The sequence below is a fragment of the Streptomyces sp. GbtcB7 genome (assembly GCF_019091445.1).
Lineage (GTDB): Bacteria > Actinomycetota > Actinomycetes > Streptomycetales > Streptomycetaceae > Streptomyces > Streptomyces mirabilis.
In genome coordinates, this window is the sequence record NZ_JAGXJM010000076.1 from 1 (window position 1) to 18,885 (window position 18,885).

Sequence of the window (18,885 nt, forward strand, 5' to 3'; positions counted from 1 at the left end):
TTCCGACCTTCTGTACGGCATCGGCGGCCAGGACGCGGGCGGTGTCGACGGCCCGCTGGTCCAACTCGGTCCACTCGGCGAATCCGGTCTCCGTGGAAGGGGTGGTCATCGCGCTCATCGCTCCGTTCCGCCAGATGGCGAGCCGAGATACTCACGGCAAGGTTGGACTTGTTTATTGGTTGACCAATTGTGGGCCAACCAATATGTTACTGGATACCCGCAGGTGACAACCCAGGCTTAGACACATCCGGGTGCAAGTACAGTCCCATCTCCCGCTTTACCGCGGACTCAGACACGGCGAACCCGCCCGCAGGCTTTAACCTCTCCAGAAGAAATAGATCATTGCCCGGCCAAATTAAGACAGGTCGGGAGGCGGCAAGTACCAGAACTTTTGCCTAAGACTCCCCTCGGCTCTCCTCACCCAGCCCGAATCGGGATGTCCGTCTGTCAACTCGGGCCAGTCGGTGGCAGGAGGACGCCGCCAGGCGCTCGAAGGTCTCCTTCGAGACGCTCCCCCGGGCCACACCGACGTCAGCTCAATGCGCGCCGCAGGAGGGCTTCCGACGCCGACATGTAGCGGTCGACATAGCCCTTGTCGAGACCTTCGGTCGGCCGGATCACCTGGGCCTTGTTGTTGAACATGAGCCCTGTCCGACCCTCGAGGGCGTCAGCGAACAGGAGCGGCACGATCCGCTCCGCATAGGTCTCCGGCGACGGCCCCAGCAGACCGACCAAACCCTCGGCCATGCGGTGGGCGACACTGCCCTCACCCAGATAGTTCGACCGGATACCGGTTTTAATGAAGCCGGGGTTCAGGCCGAAGTACGCCGGGCCGGGCAGCCTGTCGGGTCCGGCAAGCACGAGCATCTCGTTGCCCGCGACGGTGTTCGAATGCGACACGAAGGACTTGTAGCCCTTCTCCGCGTTCAGGTCGTCGGGGTCGCCGATGTTCCCGGTACCGGGAGCACCCATGACGAAGACGCGCGACTGCGGCGTCCCGTCGGGGCGCCCGGTTCCCAGCCTGGAACTCAGCCCCTGGAGTACGGCCAGACGGCTCAGGTAGCTGATGGCCATGTCCCGCTCGACACCTTCGACGGTCTCCTCCCGGGCCTTGGCCGCCATGATCCCGAGGGAGAAGTAGGCGACGTCATAGGACTCCGCCGGCAGCTCGTCACCCAGCAGGACCGCCTCGCGCATCGACGACAAGTCAGCCCGCTCGAAGGTCAGTCGGGTCGACGGACTGTCCCGGAAGGTACGGCCGACCACGGTCACCTTGGCACCCCGCTCCAGTGCCTGCTGCGCGACGGCCCGGCCGAGGCCGTTCGTCCCGCCGACGACGAGGAGTCGTTTGGATGACAGATCGAGCCGCTGGATCGGCGTCGTCGCAACGACGAGGCTCCGGTCCACGACTCCGTTCAGCCGCTGCTTGGGCTTCTTGGGGGCTGCCGAACCACTGGAGGCAGCGTTCGCTGATGCGTTCACAAGGGGGATCCGTTCTGTGCATGAGTCTGGACTGCTGCCGGCCACAACCGGGGCCGCGACCCGTACGGCCCGTCAGGGCACGCCGGGGACCCGTCGATTTCGACGATAGCAGAACCGGACTTCACCCCGCTTAGACCTTTGTGCCGTAGGCTGTACCGCGTGGACAGAGTCATGGTTCCCCTGGGCAAGCCGCGCACGGAGCGGGCAGACGCTGCACGCAATCGCCTGCGTCTACTGAGCACGGCGCGGGAGATGATCGCCGAGTCCGGAGTCGACAAGGTGACCATGGACGGGCTGGCCGAGCGGTCGGGCCTGGGCAAAGGAACCGTGTTCCGTCGGTTCGGCACCCGCGCGGGGATCTTCCACGCGGTCCTGGACGACGATGAGCGCGCCTTCCAGGAGAGCGTGCTGTCCGGGCCGCCCCCGCTGGGCCCCGGAGCAGAACCCGTCGAGCGACTGATCGCCTACGGTCGTGCCCGGATCACTTTCCTGATGGCCCACCTCGCGATCGCCCGGGCCGCGCTCGACCGCAACCAACCGGTCCCGGCCGGGGAAGCAAGCATCTCCCAGACCCACATCTGCATGCTCCTGCGACACACACAACCCGGCATCAGGGACCTCGGCACGCTGGCGGTCCAGCTCGCCGCCGCCCTCGAAGCTCCGATCCTGCTCTACCTGTCCATGCCCGACGAGGCCGACTCCGGACACCACGTCGAGCGACTGGCCGGCAGCTGGGAGGCGCTCGTCGAACGCGTCTGCCGGACCGGGGTCGACTGTCAGCCGAGTGGATCCCATAGGCGCATTATTGGTTGACCAACGATTGTCAGGCAAATACTTTGCTTGTCGGGAGGTCACATGAGCTTCGATACACCTTCGGGCACCCGTGGTACCCGTCAGCCCGGCCGCGCGCTCAAGTGGTTCAACAAAATCACCATGTGGCGTATCCGCCGCAAGGGGAACGCCAAGCTGATGGGTATGGACGCGCTGGTGCTGACGACCGTCGGCCGCAAGAGCGGGGAACCCCGTTCGACACCGGTGGCGTGGTTTCCGAGCGAGGACGGCGGCTGGCTGATCGTGGCCTCGGCAGCCGGGGCGGCGAAGAACCCAGCGTGGTACTACAACCTCGGGACTCATCCCGACAAGGTGCGGGTGGAGATCGGCAGCGTCACCACGGATGTCATCCCCGAGCAGCTCCAGGGGGAGGAACGCGAAAAGGCATGGCGGCAGATCACTACCGCCATGCCCCGTTTCGCGCAGTACCAGGTGAAGACCGACAGGGAACTGCCGATCATCCGCCTGACGCCGCGCTCCCCCAACTGAGGGGAACCGCAGCGTCGTTGACGCCTGCCCCGCTCGGCGCGGGGCAGGCTACTGTGTTCAACGACCGTCTGCGGCCGGGTCGATCTGCATCACCACCGCCTTGGGCTCGGTGAAGAACTCCCGGCTGAAATTGCCCCCCTCCCGGCCGATTCCCGAGTCGCCGGCACCGCCGAACGGCGCTCTCAGGTCTCGTACGAAGAAACAGTTGACCCAGACCGTCCCCGCCCGCAGTGCCGCCGCGACCCGGTGCGCGCGGTGCAGGTTCTCCGTGAACAACATCGCGTTGAGGCCGTACGGCGTATCGTTGGCCAGCTCGACCGCCTCGGCCTCAGTGGTGAACGGGATCACCACGACGACAGGACCGAAGATCTCCTCACGCGCGTGACGAGCCTTCTGGTCCATGCCAGTGATCACCGTGGGACGGATCGTCCAACCCTCCCCACGACCACCGGCACGCAGGGCACCGCCATTCTCGGCGATCGTGTCGACGTAGCCTGCGACCTTGGCGTGGTGCTCGGCGGAGGCAAGGGGTCCGATCTGCGTGGCCTCGTTCTTGGGGTCCCCGACGACCATCGCGTCCGCCGCCGCGACGAAGCGGGTCAGGAACTCGTCGTAGATCTCCCTCTGGACGTAGAGCCGGGAGCCTGCCAGGCACACCTGGCCCGAGTTGGTGAAAACAGCCCTGATGGACCAGTCGACGGCATTGTCCAGATCGGCGTCGGCGAAGATCACGTTGGCGCCCTTGCCGCCTAGTTCGAGGCTGACCGGCGTGAGGTTGCGGGCGCCGGCCGCGGCGATGATGCGGCCGGTGCCCGATTCACCGGTAAAGGTAATGCGGTCCACGGCGGGGTTCTCGGTCAGGGCCTGGCCCGCCGAGTCGGGGCCATAGCCGTGGACGACGTTGAACACGCCCGGCGGCATGCCCGCTTCGAGGGCCAGCCGGGCGAGAAGGGTGGCCGAGACGGGAGTGTCCTCGGCCGGCTTCAACACCACGGTGTTGCCCCAAGCGAGAGCCGGTGCGACCTTCCAACTCTCCAGCATCATCGGGAAGTTCCACGGGGCGATCGCCGCGACAACGCCGGCCGGGTCGAAGCGGGTGTAGGCGTGGTGGCCGGTGTCCATCGGGTACGCCTCGGACGTGGACAGCCTTGCATGGTCGGCAAAGAAACGGAAGTTCGCCGCCGTACGGGGGACGTCGTTGCCGCGGGACTGGGTGATCGGCTTGCCCATGTCCTGAGTGTCCGCCATGCCGAGGTCGTCGGCATGAGCCTCGATCAGGTCCGCGAAACGGTGCAGGATGCGACCCCGCTCGGCCGCGCCCATCCGGGGCCAGGGCCCGGTGTCGAACGCGCGACGAGCCGCTGTCACCGCGCGGTCGGCATCGGACCCGTCGCCGAGGGCCACCTCCGCCCAGGCCTGGCGGGTGTACGGATCGAAGGAAGAGAAGGTGGCGCCCGAGACGGAGGCCGTCTCCTCGCCGTCGATCACATGGCCGTAGGACTCCATCAGCTGCTTCCTCCTGCGGCCTGGGCCGCCTCGCGTTCGGCGATGGTGACGTCGCCGGCCGCCCAGTGCGTCTTCGGCAGTTCCCGCACCGCAACACGCACGCTCTGCTTCGGCACGTCCAGCGCCTCGACCACAGCCTCGGTCACTTCGTGGATCAGCAGACGGATCTCCTCCGGCGTGCGGCCGTTGACCAGCGTGACTTCGATGAGCGGCATGTCAGCCTCCTGTGAGGTGGAGCGAACCGAGGTGGGTGAAGTGCACCGCGACGGTAGTGCCGGGCGGCACAGGTACGGCGTCGGTCATGCCGCCGGTGAGCACGAGCCAGCCGGGCTCGATCGCCATGCCCCGGCGACCCAGTTCGTTGGCGGCCAGAGCCAGCGCCTCAGCGGGATGGCCCTGGACGGCCGCGCCGGTCGCGCTGTCGGCGACCTGGCCGTCGACCTCGACCAGACATGCCTCCATCGCCAAGTCGAGCGTCTCGGGCGGTACGCCAACAGGGCCAGTGACGAAGCGGCCGGAGGAGGCGTTGTCCGCGATGGTGTCGGGCAGCTTGAACCGAAAGTCGAGGTAACGGCTGTCGATCACCTCGATACCGCCGTGCACGGAGCTGACCGCGGCCAGCGCGGTGGCGGCGGTGACGCCGGGGCCGGCCAGCCGGTCCTTCATGACGAACACAATCTCCGGTTCGGCGCGCGGGTGGATCAGCTTGTCCTGCGGGACCGGCACGCCGGCTGGCAGCAGCATCGCGTCGGTCAGCCAGGCGGTGAGCGGGACGTCGATGCCCATCCGTTGCTGCTTGGCCCGCGAGGTCAGGCCGAGTTTGATGCCGACTATGTGCTCGCCCCGGTTGAGCCTGCGCTGCAGAGTCTCGTCCTGCAGCGCGTAGGCGGTGTCCAGGTCGAGTTCGGGCCAGTTGTCGGTGATCGGGCCACGGCCGGTGCGGGTGTCCTCCGCCTCCAGCAGGGCCGTCGCGGCGCGGTCGAGATCCCAGGTCATCCGACTGCCCCCGCCTTCTCGCGCTGCTCTGCGAGGCGCAGCGCGATGTCGATGATCATGTCCTCCTGGCCGCCGACATAACCTGCCTCGCCGACCTCCTGGAGGATTTCGTGGGCGGGGACGCCGTAGCGTTCCGCCGCGCGTTCGGCGTGCAGCAGGAAGCTGGAGTACACGCCTGCGTAGCCCTGCACGATCGAGGAACGGTCCATCCACGGCAGCCGGGGGATGAACGGCTTGACCACGTCCTGTGCGGCGGCCAGGGCGAGGTCGACGTCGACTCCGGTAGGGATGCCCATGCGCTCGAAGGTGGCCGCGAGCACCTCGGTCGGCGAGTTCCCGGCGCCGGCGCCGAGCGCGCACAGGGCGCCGTCGATCTGCTGGGCGCCGCCCTGGTAGGCCAGGACGGAGTTGGCGACGCCGAGGGAAAGGTTCTGGTGGCCGTGGAAGCCGACCTGGGCCTCGTGCCCGATCTCGTTCACCAGCGCCTGGACCCGGGCCTGGGCGTCCGTGAGGACCAGGGCGCCGGCCGAGTCGACGACGTACACGCACTGGGCACCAGCGTCGACCATGAGCCGCGCCTGCTGGGCCAGCTCGTCCGGGCCGATGCGGTGCGAGAGCATCAGGAAGCCGACCGTCTCCATGCCCAACTCCCGCGCGGCGGTAAAGTGCTGGACCGACGTGTCCGCCTCGGTGCAGTGAGTGGCGATGCGCGCCACGCTCGCACCGACCGCATGGGCGCGCTTCAGCTCGGTGACCGTGCCGACACCCGGCAGCATCAGAACCGCGATCTTCGCGCGGGTCGCCTCGTCCACGGCGGCCCCGATCAGCTGGATCTCGTCCACCTTGGAGAAGCCGTAGTTGAAGCTGGAGCCGCCCAGACCGTCGCCGTGAGCCACCTCGATGACCTCGACACCCGCCTTGTCCAGGGCATGGACGACGCCGCGCACCTGTTCCTCGGTGAACTGGTGCCGCATCGCGTGCGAGCCATCCCGCAGCGTGGAGTCGGTGATGCGCAACTTGCGCGGCTGCTGAGTGTTTTCGGGGGTCATGAGGTCACCGCCGTGGTCTTCGCGGCCGCCAGCTGCTCGCCGACGCGAGCGGCCGCAGCCGTCATGATGTCCAGGTTTCCTGCCCAGGGCGGCAGGTAGTCGCCCCGGCCGCGCACCTCGAGGAAGACGGCCACCCGGGCCTGGTCCCTCCACTCGGGGCGCGGGTCGTCGAACTGCGGGTCGGCACGCAGCGTGTAGCCGGGCACGTACTCGGCCACCTCGCCGACCATCCGGACGATCGACTCGCTGATCACGTCGTGGTCGGCGTCCTCGGGGATCGCGCAGAACACCGTGTCCCGCATGATCATCGGGGGTTCGACCGGGTTCATGATGATCACGGCCTTACCCTTGCGGGCGCCGCCGACCTGCTCGATCGCATGCGAAGTGGTCTCGGTGAACTCGTCGATGTTCGCCCGGGTGCCGGGCCCCGCCGAGCGGGAGGCGATCGACGCCACAATCTCCGCGTACTCAACTGGCACCACGCGCGAGACAGCGTGCACGATCGGAATAGTGGCCTGCCCACCGCAGGTGATCATGTTGATGTTGGGGGCGTCCAGATGTTCACGCAGGTTCACCGCCGGACAGACGAGCGGCCCCAGAGCCGCGGGCGTCAGGTCGATCGCCTGAATGCCCGCCTCGGCATACCGCTTCGCGTTGGCGATGTGCGCCTTCGCCGAGGTGGCTTCGAACACCAGCTCCGGCAGCTCGTCCCTGGAGAGCAGCCAGTCGACTCCCTCCGCGGACGTCTCCACACCCAGCTTGGCCGCCCGGGCGAGCCCGTCCGAGGCCGGGTCCACACCGACCATGTACCGTACGTCGACCGTTTCGCTGTGCAGCAGTTTGGCGAGCAGGTCGGTGCCGATGTTGCCGGGGCCGACGATGGCCGCGGTCGCCTTGCTCATGAGGTCTCCTCGGTGAAACGTGCCGTGACGCTGCCGAGTCCGGCGTAGGCCGCGGTGACGGTGTCGCCCGCGGCGACCGGCACGGAAGCGGTGATGGAGCCAGGCAGTACGACGTGCCCGGCCTCCAGGACCACACCTCGTGCGCCGACGGTGTTGGCCAGCCACACCAGCGAGGTCAGCGGCGAGCCGAGCACGGCGCCGCTCGCGCCGGTGCCGACGAGTTCGCCGTTGTGGTGCAGCGTGCATCCGGCGAGGCGGAGGTCGACGTCGGTGAGCCGGGCCGGGGTGCTGCCCAGGACGACTCCGCCGGAGGAGGCGTTGTCCGCGATGGTGTCGATGATGCCGATGCGCCAGTCGCGGATGCGCGAGTCGATGAGTTCCAGGGCCGGCAAGACGAAGTCCACGGCCGCAGCGGCCTCCGCGACCGTGACCCCCGGTCCGGCCAGCGGCCGCTTGAGTACGAAGGCGATCTCCGGTTCCACCCGGGGCTGCAGGAACCGGGAGGCCGGCACGGGCGCGTTCTCCAGCCAGAACATGTCGTCCAGCAGATGACCGTAGTCCGGCTGGTCCACGCCCATCTGCCGCTGCATGGCGGGTGACGACAGGCCGACCTTGTGACCCTTGATCCGCGCGCCGTCGGCCACCCGGCGGCGGATCTGCAGCAGCTGGATCTCGTAGGCGTCGGCGAGCGTCAGGTCCTGGTACTTGTCCACCAACGGTTCGATCGGAACCCGGGTGTCGTACGCGCCGAGGAGGGCATCCGCCGCCTCGTCCAGTGTCACGGCGGTCATGATGGCACCCCCTCGTCCTGCTCCGCCGGGCGCGCGATCAAGTCCGTCATGGTGATCTCCGATCGGGTCGGTCGAGTGCTCGCCGTGCCTCGTCCAGGCCGGCGCTTCACCTCCAAACTGTGTGCACTTTCAGGTATCGAAGTCAACCCTTGGTCGACCTATTGACTGCGGCTGAAACTGTATGCAGTGTTGACCCAGAGCCGCCCGCCAAAGCACTGCTGCTAGCTCTGCCGAATAGTAGGACGGCCAATAATCGAGCTCGGGAGTTCGAATGTCCGTATGGAGCCTGGTGACCTGCCGCCCCGAAAGCCCGGGAGCCGCAACATTCGTCGCCGTCGCCGACGCCGAGGGACGTGTACGACACCACCCGGCCCTGGCACGCTATATCGACGTAGGTGCGGCGCTGCGGGACTGGGCCGACCTGGAGCCGGTCCTGCGTGGCTGGCAACCCTCCGAGGGTGAGCACCTGGAAGACGTACGCCTGCTGGCGCCCGTACCTGCCCCTGGCAAATTGGTCTTCGCCGGCGCCAACTACCACGATCACCTGCGGGAAATGGGCGTCGGAGACGTGCCGGAGGGCATGGAGCCGTACTTCTTCCTGCTGCCGCCGACCGCGATCGTCGGCCCGGACGACACCATCGCCATCCCGGACGACCCGGGTGCCCGGGTCGACTGGGAGGCCGAACTCGGTGTGGTGATCGGGCGACGCGTCCACGACGTGCCGGTGGAACAGGCGCTGGACGCGGTCGCGGGCTACACGATCGTCAACGACATCTCCGCACGCGGTCTGCACGCCCGCCCCAACCCGCTGGCCCCGCCGTTCGCCTACGACTGGCTCGCGTCCAAGGGGCGCGACACCTTCGCCCCCATCGGCCCAGGTGTGACGCCGTCCTGGTTCATCCCCGACCCGCAGACGCTACCGGTCCGGCTGTGGCGCAACGGCGTGCTGGAACAGGACGGAAACACCAAGGACATGATCTTCAGCGTGGCGCAACTCGTGTCCGCCGCCAGCGCGCTGATGACCCTGGAGCCGGGCGACGTTCTCGCCACGGGCACCCCGGCCGGCGTCGGCGCCGCCAAGGGCCTCGCACTCGAGGACGGCGACCGGCTGCGCATCGAAATCGAACCGCTGGGCGCACTGGCCAACGACGTGCGGCGAGCCGACCAGCCCGCCGCGGTCTCGACCGCACAGGCGGCCCTGAACACCCTGGAGCAGGGATGACCTCCACCCACAGCGCGAGCCGCGCCACCGCCTCGGCGGATCTCGCCCCACTGTTCACACCGTTGAACTTCGGCACGCGCAGCGCCCGCAACCGGATCGTGCAGGCCCCCATGTCGGTCGGCTACGCCAACCCCGACGGCACCGTGACCGACCGGGAGATCGAGCACTACGCCCGGCGCGCCCAGGGCGGCGCCGGTGTCGTGATCACGGAGAACTTCGCGATCTGCGTCGCGGGGCGGCAGATGCCACTGCAGACGCTGGTGAGCGACGAGGAGCAGCTGCCGGGGCTGCGCCGGCTGGCCTCCGAGATCCGCCGGCACGGCGCTCTGGCGATCGTCCAGATCGTGCACTCCGGCCGATACGCCGGCCCCTGGGAGGAGTATGAGAGCCGCCCCCGGCTGGCCCCCTCCGCGACTCCCTTCGAACTGACCCCGGGCCGCATGGTCACTCCGCAGGAGATCACTCCTGAGGAGATCGAGGAGGTCATCGAGGAGTTCGTCCGCGCCGCGCAGCTGTGCGAGCGCGCCGGCTTCGACGGGGTCGACGTGCACGTCGCGCAGGGCTTCCTACTCTCCGGTTTCCTCTCGCCGCGCACCAACCGGCGCACTGACGAATGGGGCGGCGACTTCGAGGGACGGACCCGGCTGCCCCTTGAGGTGGTGCGACGTGTCGTCGCAAACACCGGTCCGGACTTCGTGGTCGGCGTCCACCTGCTGAGCGACGAGCGCGTGGAGGGCGGCTGGAGCCTCGACGACGCCGTCCGGCTGGCCCGGCTGCTGGAGGACGCGGGAGCCGCGTTCCTGTTTGCCATCCCGGCCACGTTCGAGACCATGCGCCTGCCGCACAACGCGGGCATGCTCAACAAGCCGGGCTACTCGCTCGAGGACACGGCAGCCCTGCAACGTGCGGTGCAGATCCCCGTAGTGGCCAACGGCGGCCTGGGCGAACCCCAGGACGCGGTGCGGGTCCTTGAGTCGCACCAGGCGCAGGCGGTGGGCCTGGCCCGGCCGCTCTTCGTCGATCCCGACTGGCCGCGCAAGGTGCAGGCCGGAACCGCCGACACCCGCCGCACCTGCACCTGCGCCACATCCCTCTGCCTGCGAACCCAACTGACCGGCTCCCTCTGCGAGTCCTGGCCCGAAAGTGCCCGGGTGCGCGGCTACCTCGGTTACGACGAAGGGACCGCCCAGTGATCACCCTGACCGACATCGCCTACGTGCGCTCGGGTGTCGAGGACCTCGAAGGCGCCGTCCGATTCGCCAGTGAGATCGTCGGCCTCGAGGTGGTCGACTCCGACGAACCCGGTGTGGCACATCTGCGTGCCGACGCCCGGGGCCACTGCCTCACTTTCGTCCAGGGACGCTCCGGGGTGCTCTCCTCCGGCTTCACGGTCGCGGGCCCCGAGGCCCTGGCCGCGGCGGAGACCGAACTGGAGAAGCAGGGCCTGCGCGTCGAACGCGGCGACCGGGCCGGGGCGCGTTCCCGCGGTGTGTCGGAGTACATCGCCTTCGACGATCCGTTCGGCAACCGTGTCGAACTGGCCGCGGCGCAGTTCCGTTCCGCAGATCCCCTGCGGCTGACCCGGGGGTCGGGTATCACCGAGTTCGGGCACCTGTGCCTGGACGCACCCGACGTACACGAAGCGCACCGCTTCTGGTCCACGACCTTCAACGCTCGCGTGTCGGACTGGGTCGGCGACGGCGCCTGCCTGATGCGCATCGACCCGGTCCACCACAAGTTGGCCGTGTTCCGCGGCGACGAAGCAGCGCTCTGCCACGTCAACTTCCAGGTGGACTCCCTGGACGACCTGATGCGCAACTGGCACTTCCTGGTCGACCAGGGCGTGGAGATCGTGATGGGACCCGGACGCCACCCCACCTCCGGATCGGTGTTCCTCTACTTCCGCGGTCCGGAGAACCTCACCTACGAGTACGCCGTCGGCGGCGAGCTCATCAAGGACGACGCGGCGTGGACGCCGCGCGTGTTCGACCTCGACCAGCCCTCGTCCATCGACATGTGGCGCGGCCCGGTGGCGCCCACGACCCGACAGCGTCAGCTGCCCCAGCCGGTGCCCGCCGCGACGTCGTAGCCGGTACGGCCCGGTAGCGCATACAACCAACACGAGGTCGGCAGTGCCGCCGGCCGAAGGAGGATCGATGATCTTCGTGAGCCACGTGATCCCCGTCAACGAACCCGGGGAACCCCGGCTCGACCGCACCGCCGTCTGGGAGGGTCTGGTCCTCAAGGCCAACAACGCCCTGCCATTCGTGCCCGCGATGAGCGAATGTGAAGTCGTCGAACGTTACAGCGACGCGAGTTTCGACCGTGACATCCGCATCCAGGGCGACGACTACCGCGAGCGGATCACCCTCGAAGCGCCCCACCGCGTGGTGTTCACCCGCCTGTCGGGCCCGATCCTCGGCACGATCGCCAACGAGATCGAGGGCGAGGGGGACGACATGCAACTGCGCTTCAGCTTCGCTCTGGTCCTCGCCGGTACCCCAGGCAACTCCGGAGCCGAGGAAGACTACGCCAAGAACATGACTGGCCTCTACGTCCAGGCCCTCACCGCCACCCGCGACGCCATGCGCCGCATAGCTGTCACCGAAGCCGCGTGACGTGACCGGTCGCACACCCCACTGAGGCGGCACCTACTACCAAATACGGACGAAAGGGACAAAGATGTCTGACGTGTCCGACTGGATCGACTCCTTCTACGCCGACATCGACGCACAGCTGACGGAGCGCGTCCTCGATCGCTTCGCCCCTGACGGGGAGCTGGTGTTCGGCAACAATCCGCCCGCGATCGGGCACGCTGCGATGCGCGAGGTGCTGGACAACCTGCGCCACGCGCTCGCCGGCATGCAGCACGAGTGGTGCAACCGCTGGACGGTCGACGAAGGGACCCTGGTTCTCGAAGCCCGCGTGCACTACACCACACGCGGTGGCACCGAGGTGGTTCTCCCCTGCGTCACGATCGTCGAACGCGCCCCATCGGGCCTGGTCACCTCGTTGCGCGTGCACATCGACGCCGCACCACTGTTCGCAGCCCTCGACGCCGATGCCGTGTCGGCGCCGGCCGAGACGACACATGGGGTGGCCGGATGAGCGGTCGCCTCGTCGGCCGCACAGCCGTCGTCACCGGCGGCGCCCGCGGCATCCGGCGGGCCCTCCCGCGGCGGCTGGGCCCGCGGGGGGGGGGGGGTGGCGGTCTCCGCCCGGGCCGCCCGACCGATGTGGTTCACGAAATCGAAGAGGCCGGGGGGAAGGCGATCGCCGTGACCTGCGACCTCACCAATCCGGAAGCCGTCGGGGCGGCGCGGCACGAGGTGACGGCGCGCATAGGGTCGGCCCACATCCTGGACAACAACGCGGGCATCTACCCCCATCAGCCGTTCGACAGTCTCACCTTCGAGGACTGGCGGAGGGTGTTCTCACTCAACACCGACGCGCTGTTCCACACCTGCCAGGAGTTCCTGCCCGACATGCGCGCCGGCGGCTGGGGGCGCATCGTCAACGTCACGTCGAACTCGGTCGGCCTCGTCGTCTCCGGGGTCACCCATTACGTGGCCAGCAAGATGGCGGCCATCGGCTTCACCCGCGCACTGGCCACCGAGGTGGCCGGTGACGGTGTCACCGTCAACGCACTCGCTCCCAGTCTGGTGCGCACCCCGACGACCGAGGCTGCCGGGTCGGCGGAGTCCTTCGAGACGGTGGCGCGGATGCAGGCCATCAAGCGAAGTCAGGTTCCCGAGGACCTCGCCGGGGTGCTCGCGTTCCTCGTCTCCGACGACGCGGCCTTCGTCACGGCCCAGACCCTCATGGCCGACGGTGGATTGGTGCGCTCATGACAGTACAATCGACGGCCCGAGCAGCTGAGGGCAGCGCGGCCGACGCGGCTGAAGTGGTCGCAGCGGCGCGTACCCTCGCGGCACTCGGCCTGGTGGCGGCATTCGGGCACGTGTCGGCTCGACGTGGCGACCGGATGCTGATCACACCCGCGATCGACCTTGCCGAGGCAACCGAGGAAACGCTCCTCGAGATCCCTCTGAACTCGACGGTGCTACCGGCGAACACACCGGGCGAGGCATGGATCCACCTGGCGGTCTACCAGGCACGGCCGGACGTCCATGCCGTCGCCCGCGCCATACCGGAATCCGCCTTCGCGGCCGGCGCGGTCGCCCACCGCAGCATCCCGCCCCTCCACGGACAGGCCGCCATGCTCGGCGAGACCGTGCCCGTACACGACGACGCACGCCTGATGCGCTCGGCCGACATCGCCGAACCGGCCGCTCGCACCCTCGGCCACGCCGACGCGCTCGTGCTGCGGGGCAACGGTGCCGTCACCACCGGCAGCACACCCGGCCATGCCGTCGCCCGCATGTGGCTCCTCGACACCACCTGCCGCCTGCACCTCGCGGCACGGCAGGCCGGGGCGATCCAGGCCCTCACCTCCGCCGAGATCGACGGCTGGCGGGCAGCAGCCCCACCCCTTCTCGACCGGCTGTGGGCACACCTGCGAAGACCCGACACCGCGTGAACTCTGCCCACCGCCACCGTGACCGACGAGTGACGTAACCGTCCGCCCCGCATCCCGGGAAGGACCGATCGATGAAGGAATGCACCATGCGCGTCAGCGGCCTTCTGCACTACGGCCTCCAACTGCCCGACCTGGCCCAGGGCAAGGACTTCTACACCGACTTCGGCCTGACCGTCGACGAACACGACAACCGGCTCGTCGTACGCTGCGACGGCCGGGACCAGGACCAGACGCTGCTTGTCGAGGGACACGACAAGCGCCTGCACCACGTCGCCTTCGCCGCCCCGGACGGCTCACTGCCCGAGCTGCAGCGGCACCTCGAATCGCTCGGCATCGCCCTCCAAGACGCGCCGACGGGCGGTCCCGAGGGCGGCCTGTGGTTCCACGATCCCGACGGCAACGCGGTCAACGTGCGCGAGCAGGAACTCGCCTCGCCGCGCCCCGCACAGCCGTTCAAGCAGAACGTGGCCGGCGACTACCAGCGGGTGGACAAGGCCCGCTGGTTGACCGCGAACACCGCGCCGCGCCCGCGTCGGCTCGGACACATGCTGATCTTCTCCTCGAACGTGAACCGCTCGCAGGACTTCTACGAGCGCACCCTCGGTCTGAGACTGTCCGACCGGATCACCGGCAAGGCCGTGTTCATGAACTCCGGACCCGGCGACCACCACGTGTTCGGGTTCATCCAGAGCAGTCACCCCGGTCTGCACCACTCGAGCTGGGAGGTCAACAACCTCGACGAGCTGGCGATGGGAGCCCAGGTCATGGCCGACAAGGGACACACCGTCGGCTGGGGACTCGGCCGGCACACCCTGGGCTCGAACCTGTTCCACTACATGCGAGACCCGTGGGGCAGCTGGATCGAGTACTTCTCCGACATCGACCAGATCAGCGAGGACTGGAAGGGGCAGGACTGGGACGTCCCGCCTGCGGTGTGGTGTCCGCTGATGCCTGACGAGTTCCTGCAGAACTTCGAGCCGAAGCCAGAGTGACGCGCACCCGCCGGAAGGAGTCTGCCGCCCGCGCAACCTGCGGCCGGCTCAGTACAACAACCGGGAACGTGCGACGGACACGTCCCGGCCGTCTCACCCTCCTGACGCTCGATGACGGGCGACAGGTGCTCTCTGCCGCTGCACCTGTGCGATCGACCTCAGGGGGTCCTCGCACGCCTCCTCCTGCCGAAAAGGGGACGACATGACAACATCCGAGCAGTTCGCCGGGCGCGTAGCGATGGTGACCGGAGCCGGATCGGGCATCGGCAGGGCTTCGGCCCTGGCGTTCGCGGCCCGCGGGTCGGCGGTCGGAGTGTGCGATGTCAACGCCGAGGGCGGCAAGGAAACCGTGTCCCTCATCGAGGGTGCTGGCGGAAAGGCCATCTTCCTGCACACCGACGTGGCGTCGGGCGACGCGGTCCGGGAGGCCGTGGACACCATCGTGGCGACGTACGGCGGGCTGCATTTCGCCCACAACAACGCCGGCACGTTCGCCATGGCGCTCACCGGTGAGCTGTCGGAGGCGGAGTTCACGCGGGTGTTGAACGTCAACCTCCTCGGGGTGTTCCTGTGCATGCGCCACCAGATCCCCCGGATGCTCGAGGCCGGCGGTGGCGCGATCGTCAACACCGCCTCGATCTGGGCCCACACCGGTATGCCGACCCAGGCGGCATACGTGGCAAGCAAGCACGGCGTCGTGGGTCTGACCAAGACCGCGGCCATCGAGTACGCCGCCCAGGGCGTCCGCGTCAACGCGGTGTCCCCCGGCTACATCGAGACGCCGATGACAGCGGCCAATCCGCCCGACGCCGTAGCTGCCATCCTGGCCCGTCAGCCCATCGGCCGAGCCGGGCAGCCCGAAGAAGTCGCGGCCGCGGCGGCCTGGCTGTGCAGCGACGAGGCATCGCTGATCACCGGCGCCGTCCTCAATGTCGACGGCGGCTATCTGGCCCACTGACCGGTCCGCCGTCCCCGGCGGACCACGACAACCATCACCGAGAAAGGCAGATCCAATGGCGGACTCTGCGAACGTCACGACGATCAAACGCTTCTACGACATAGCCGACGGACGAATCACCGGCAACCCCACTGAGTTGTTCACCGAGGACGTCCAGATCTACACCCCCAAGTTCGGCGTCGCCGCCGGACTCGACGCGATGGTCGCGGCAGGCAAGGGCCGCGCGATGTTCCGACACATGGCGCACCACCTCGACGAGTTCCAGATCGTCGAACAGGGTGACCGGGTCGTCGTCGAGGGCACCACGGAGGGCGAGACTGTCACGGGCCGGACCTGGGACGGACGCAAGGACATCCCCGGCCACTTCTGCGCAGTCTTCGACTTCCGTCACGGACGTATCCGCCGGATGCACGTCTACTTCGATCCCGACCTCGGCCACGAGGACGCGGACCGCTATCCGTGGTGGCAGCAGCCCTCCGCCACGTCGGCGGACGCCTGACCACTCCGGCACCTATCCACTGCACATCACAAAGCGAAAGACAGGACAACCATGACGGACAACGTGGACGGCACCATCCGGCACACCCTCGAAGCGAACGAGGTGGAGTTCCAGCGGCACTTCGACGCGCCCCTGGAGGACCTGTGGCGCTTCGTCTCCGAGCCGGAGCTGCTCACGAAGTGGATGGGCGGTCCGGTCGACAAGCTGGAGCCGCAGGTGGGCGGTGACGTCCTCATCCAGATCGCGCCGAAGATGGGCGCGACGGTCTTCGGCAAAGTCCTCGAGTACGTGCCGCAGCAGGTCCTGGCACTGACCTGGGAGGTACCCGCCTGGGGCCACACCCCTGACCTCATGGGCACGACGATGCGGTGGGCCGTCGAGGCGGACGGCGACGGCTCGAAGCTCACCCTGACCCACACCCTGCCTCACGACGTCTTCCGCGAGCACCTCCTGGCCGCCGCCTGGCACCTGCACATGGGCCAGCTCGGCCAGCTGCTCGCGGGCAACGACGAGCACTACACCATCCAGCAGCCCGAGATCTACGCCCTGGTCCTGGCCTACCTGGAGAAGGACCAGGCCGAGAAGCGGGCGTACTACGAGCACCTGCTCGGCATCCAGAAGGCCGAGGCCTGACCCAGCCGTATGGGGGCGCCTGCCGCACGGGAAGCGCCCCCTCCCGCCCCCCACACAACAAGGTCGATCGAGAGTGCCCTTCTTACCAACGCCCGCCAGATCACAGCACGAAGGAGAGCCAGCATGGCATCCGACACCACCGAGCCGGAGAGAACCAAGAGGGTCGCCGTCGTCACGGGCGGCGCCGCTGGCATAGGCCAGGGCTACGCCCTACGGCTCGCGCGCGACGGCCACACCGTCGCCGTGGCCGACCTCGGCCCAGCCGACGAGACCGAGAAGCTGATCCACGAGGCAGGCGGCGAGGTGTTCTCCGCCCGCTGCGACGTGTCCGACCCCGACAGCGTGGCACGGTTCGCCACGGCGGTCACCGACCGCTTCGGAGACGTCGACATTCTCGTCCACAACGCCGGCATCTACCCCATCGTCCCCTTCGAGGAGACGGACTGGGCAACCTGGCGCCGCATCATGGACGTCAACCTCGACTCCCTCTTCCACCTGACCAAGGCGTTCCTGCCCGGCATGAAACAACATGGCTGGGGACGGATCGTGGTCATGGCCTCCGCGACCTTCCACTCCGGGCCACCCGGCATGGTCGCCTACACGGCGAGCAAGGGCGGAGTGATCGGCTTCGTCCGCACGCTCGCCGCCGAGGTCGGCGAGCACGGGGTGACCGTCAACGCGATCGCACCGGGCCTGGTCCGCACACCGGGCACCCTCTCCGGGCCGCAACAGGAGCTGGGGATCTTCGACGCGCTTCTCACCACCCAGGCGATCAAGCGCACCGGTGTGCCGGAGGATCTGATGGGCACGGTGTCATTCCTGACCTCCGACGAGGCCGCCTTCATGACCGGCCAGACGCTGGTCGTGGACGGGGGATTTGCCCGGGCGTGAGCCCGACACTGCTCGGGCGTGAGCCGGGTGGCATCGAGCCTGAGCCCGATGCCACCGGGGCGGCCGGTCCGAGTCCGACCATCACCGCATGTCGCATGGCCACGGGGATCAACAGCGCACCACCAAGGGACGACCAGGCCTCAAGGGAGAGACCATGAACCAGACCGAGCTGCACACCGCACAGATCGCCGACGAGACACCCGCCTGGGTGGCCGAGCTGTACTCGTGCTTCGACACTCTGAACGTTGAGGCGGTGCTCGCCCACTTCAGTGACGACTGCCGTATCCGTTTCGGCAACGGCGAACCGACGGTCGGCCACGAGGAGTTCCTCGCCGGGGCCGGGGCCTTCCTGCAGTCGGTGCGAGGCATGTGCCACCGGTTCCGCCAGGTCTGGCAGAGCGGGGACCAGACCGTGCTGGTCGCCGACGTCGAGTACGTCCGCCACAACGGCAGCATGCTGTCACTGCCGGCCGTGACACTGCTGCACCGTCGACCGGACGGCCTGATCGACGACATGCAGGTCGTCCTCGACGTCACACCGCTCTTCACGGTGTGAGCCTGCTCAGTGAAGCCGGTCAGACGTCGACGCCGAAGCTGAAGACCTTCTCCGGGTGGATGCGGATCGTCTCCGAGCTGAACCCCGCGCTCAAGGCGCTGGCTCCGTCCAGGAGTTCGGCTGTACCGCGGATCTCCACGAACCGGGCCCGCCAGGGGCTGAAGCTGACGACGTCGTCAACGACGAAGGCGAGTTTGGGGTTCGCTTTCAGGTTGCGCCACTTCTTCGAACCGCCCATGTTGTGGCCACCGATGAGGATGGTGCCGTCCGGCTGGAAGGCGTACATGACAGGGTTGTTCTGCGGCTGCCCCTTCGGGTCCACGGTGGCCAACCGGCCAATGCGCTGACTGGACAGGTATGCGCGCTGAGCATCGGTGAATTCGGTCATGAGTACACCTTCCTATCGGGTGGGCTGCGGATGCCTGGTGTGCTCCTCCGGCCGGGCGATCGTCCGGAGGAGCAGGGCTCTGCGGCTGGTGGTTAGTTGAGGGTGGGGTAGTCGGTGTAGCCGGTGTGGTCGCCGCCGAAGCTGGTGGCGCGGTCGGGGG

General features: G+C 68.2%; 23 protein-coding genes. 15 read left to right on the forward strand and 8 right to left on the reverse strand.

Annotation, left to right across the window (positions count from 1 at the left end):
- Window positions 1–531: 531 nt before the first annotated feature.
- Window positions 532–1,482, reverse strand: coding sequence for an SDR family NAD(P)-dependent oxidoreductase (locus KVT44_RS53835; RefSeq protein WP_308314404.1), 951 nt, complete (start codon window positions 1,480–1,482; stop codon window positions 532–534).
- A 159-nt stretch (window positions 1,483–1,641) separates the two neighbouring features.
- Between KVT44_RS53835 and KVT44_RS53840 the strand changes: the two genes are divergently transcribed.
- Together KVT44_RS53840 and KVT44_RS53845 are read left to right on the forward strand one after the other, a co-directional pair.
- The gene (locus tag KVT44_RS53840) at window positions 1,642–2,295 is read left to right on the forward strand and encodes a helix-turn-helix domain-containing protein (RefSeq protein ID WP_308314405.1); all 654 of its coding nucleotides are present in this window, start codon (window positions 1,642–1,644) and stop codon (window positions 2,293–2,295) included.
- A 42-nt stretch (window positions 2,296–2,337) separates the two neighbouring features.
- Window positions 2,338–2,802: a nitroreductase family deazaflavin-dependent oxidoreductase gene (locus KVT44_RS53845; RefSeq protein WP_254651148.1), complete on the forward strand. Its 465-nt coding sequence runs from the start codon at window positions 2,338–2,340 to the stop codon at window positions 2,800–2,802.
- Between the two features lie 57 nt (window positions 2,803–2,859).
- On the opposite strand, the gene KVT44_RS53850 is transcribed toward KVT44_RS53845, so the two are convergent.
- From KVT44_RS53850 to KVT44_RS53875, 6 genes are read right to left on the reverse strand one after another with little or no spacing between them, the layout of a single operon-like run.
- Window positions 2,860–4,308 (reverse strand): aldehyde dehydrogenase, encoded by a 1,449-nt coding sequence (locus tag KVT44_RS53850; protein ID WP_217576343.1) that lies wholly within the window; start codon window positions 4,306–4,308, stop codon window positions 2,860–2,862.
- Window positions 4,308–4,523 (reverse strand): tautomerase family protein, encoded by a 216-nt coding sequence (locus tag KVT44_RS53855; protein ID WP_217576345.1) that lies wholly within the window; start codon window positions 4,521–4,523, stop codon window positions 4,308–4,310. The genes KVT44_RS53850 and KVT44_RS53855 overlap by 1 nt, the downstream gene beginning before the upstream one ends.
- Before the next feature lies 1 nt (window position 4,524).
- The gene (locus KVT44_RS53860) at window positions 4,525–5,304 is read right to left on the reverse strand and encodes a 2-keto-4-pentenoate hydratase (RefSeq protein ID WP_217576347.1); all 780 of its coding nucleotides are present in this window, start codon (window positions 5,302–5,304) and stop codon (window positions 4,525–4,527) included.
- The gene (dmpG, locus tag KVT44_RS53865; protein WP_217576349.1) at window positions 5,301–6,353 is read right to left on the reverse strand and encodes a 4-hydroxy-2-oxovalerate aldolase; all 1,053 of its coding nucleotides are present in this window, start codon (window positions 6,351–6,353) and stop codon (window positions 5,301–5,303) included. The genes KVT44_RS53860 and dmpG overlap by 4 nt, the downstream gene beginning before the upstream one ends.
- Entirely contained in the window at window positions 6,350–7,255 is a 906-nt protein-coding gene (locus tag KVT44_RS53870; protein WP_217576351.1) for an acetaldehyde dehydrogenase (acetylating), read from the reverse strand. The genes dmpG and KVT44_RS53870 overlap by 4 nt, the downstream gene beginning before the upstream one ends.
- A complete protein-coding gene (locus KVT44_RS53875; protein ID WP_217576352.1) occupies window positions 7,252–8,046 on the reverse strand; it encodes a 2-keto-4-pentenoate hydratase in 795 nt (264 codons plus the stop codon). The genes KVT44_RS53870 and KVT44_RS53875 overlap by 4 nt, the downstream gene beginning before the upstream one ends.
- 271 nt (window positions 8,047–8,317) lie before the next feature.
- Between KVT44_RS53875 and KVT44_RS53880 the strand changes: the two genes are divergently transcribed.
- From KVT44_RS53880 to KVT44_RS53940, 13 genes are all read left to right on the forward strand, one after another.
- Entirely contained in the window at window positions 8,318–9,268 is a 951-nt protein-coding gene (locus tag KVT44_RS53880; protein ID WP_254651149.1) for a fumarylacetoacetate hydrolase family protein, read from the forward strand.
- Window positions 9,265–10,461, forward strand: a complete 1,197-nt coding sequence (locus KVT44_RS53885) for a tRNA-dihydrouridine synthase (RefSeq protein WP_217576354.1) — start codon at window positions 9,265–9,267, stop codon at window positions 10,459–10,461. Before KVT44_RS53880 ends, KVT44_RS53885 begins: the two co-directional genes overlap by 4 nt.
- Window positions 10,458–11,357, forward strand: coding sequence for a VOC family protein (locus KVT44_RS53890; RefSeq protein ID WP_217576356.1), 900 nt, complete (start codon window positions 10,458–10,460; stop codon window positions 11,355–11,357). Before KVT44_RS53885 ends, KVT44_RS53890 begins: the two co-directional genes overlap by 4 nt.
- 67 nt (window positions 11,358–11,424) lie before the next feature.
- A complete protein-coding gene (locus KVT44_RS53895; RefSeq protein WP_217576358.1) occupies window positions 11,425–11,886 on the forward strand; it encodes an SRPBCC family protein in 462 nt (153 codons plus the stop codon).
- Window positions 11,887–11,950: 64 nt separating this feature from the next.
- Window positions 11,951–12,376 (forward strand): nuclear transport factor 2 family protein, encoded by a 426-nt coding sequence (locus KVT44_RS53900; RefSeq protein ID WP_217576360.1) that lies wholly within the window; start codon window positions 11,951–11,953, stop codon window positions 12,374–12,376.
- A complete protein-coding gene (locus KVT44_RS53905) occupies window positions 12,373–13,119 on the forward strand; it encodes an SDR family NAD(P)-dependent oxidoreductase (protein ID WP_254651150.1) in 747 nt (248 codons plus the stop codon). Before KVT44_RS53900 ends, KVT44_RS53905 begins: the two co-directional genes overlap by 4 nt.
- Window positions 13,116–13,808, forward strand: coding sequence for a class II aldolase/adducin family protein (locus KVT44_RS53910; protein WP_217576365.1), 693 nt, complete (start codon window positions 13,116–13,118; stop codon window positions 13,806–13,808). Before KVT44_RS53905 ends, KVT44_RS53910 begins: the two co-directional genes overlap by 4 nt.
- 71 nt (window positions 13,809–13,879) lie before the next feature.
- Window positions 13,880–14,800 (forward strand): VOC family protein, encoded by a 921-nt coding sequence (locus tag KVT44_RS53915; RefSeq protein WP_254651151.1) that lies wholly within the window; start codon window positions 13,880–13,882, stop codon window positions 14,798–14,800.
- 202 nt (window positions 14,801–15,002) lie between these two features.
- Window positions 15,003–15,758, forward strand: a complete 756-nt coding sequence (locus tag KVT44_RS53920; protein ID WP_217576367.1) for an SDR family NAD(P)-dependent oxidoreductase — start codon at window positions 15,003–15,005, stop codon at window positions 15,756–15,758.
- 55 nt (window positions 15,759–15,813) lie between these two features.
- Window positions 15,814–16,257, forward strand: a complete 444-nt coding sequence (locus tag KVT44_RS53925) for a nuclear transport factor 2 family protein (RefSeq protein WP_217576369.1) — start codon at window positions 15,814–15,816, stop codon at window positions 16,255–16,257.
- A gap of 51 nt (window positions 16,258–16,308) precedes the next feature.
- Window positions 16,309–16,890: an SRPBCC domain-containing protein gene (locus tag KVT44_RS53930; protein WP_217576371.1), complete on the forward strand. Its 582-nt coding sequence runs from the start codon at window positions 16,309–16,311 to the stop codon at window positions 16,888–16,890.
- A 123-nt stretch (window positions 16,891–17,013) separates the two neighbouring features.
- A complete protein-coding gene (locus KVT44_RS53935) occupies window positions 17,014–17,781 on the forward strand; it encodes an SDR family NAD(P)-dependent oxidoreductase (protein WP_217576373.1) in 768 nt (255 codons plus the stop codon).
- A 154-nt stretch (window positions 17,782–17,935) separates the two neighbouring features.
- A complete protein-coding gene (locus KVT44_RS53940) occupies window positions 17,936–18,337 on the forward strand; it encodes a nuclear transport factor 2 family protein (protein WP_217576375.1) in 402 nt (133 codons plus the stop codon).
- A gap of 19 nt (window positions 18,338–18,356) precedes the next feature.
- On the opposite strand, the gene KVT44_RS53945 is transcribed toward KVT44_RS53940, so the two are convergent.
- Window positions 18,357–18,725, reverse strand: coding sequence for a PPOX class F420-dependent oxidoreductase (locus KVT44_RS53945; protein ID WP_217576377.1), 369 nt, complete (start codon window positions 18,723–18,725; stop codon window positions 18,357–18,359).
- Between the last annotated feature and the right edge of the window lie 160 nt (window positions 18,726–18,885).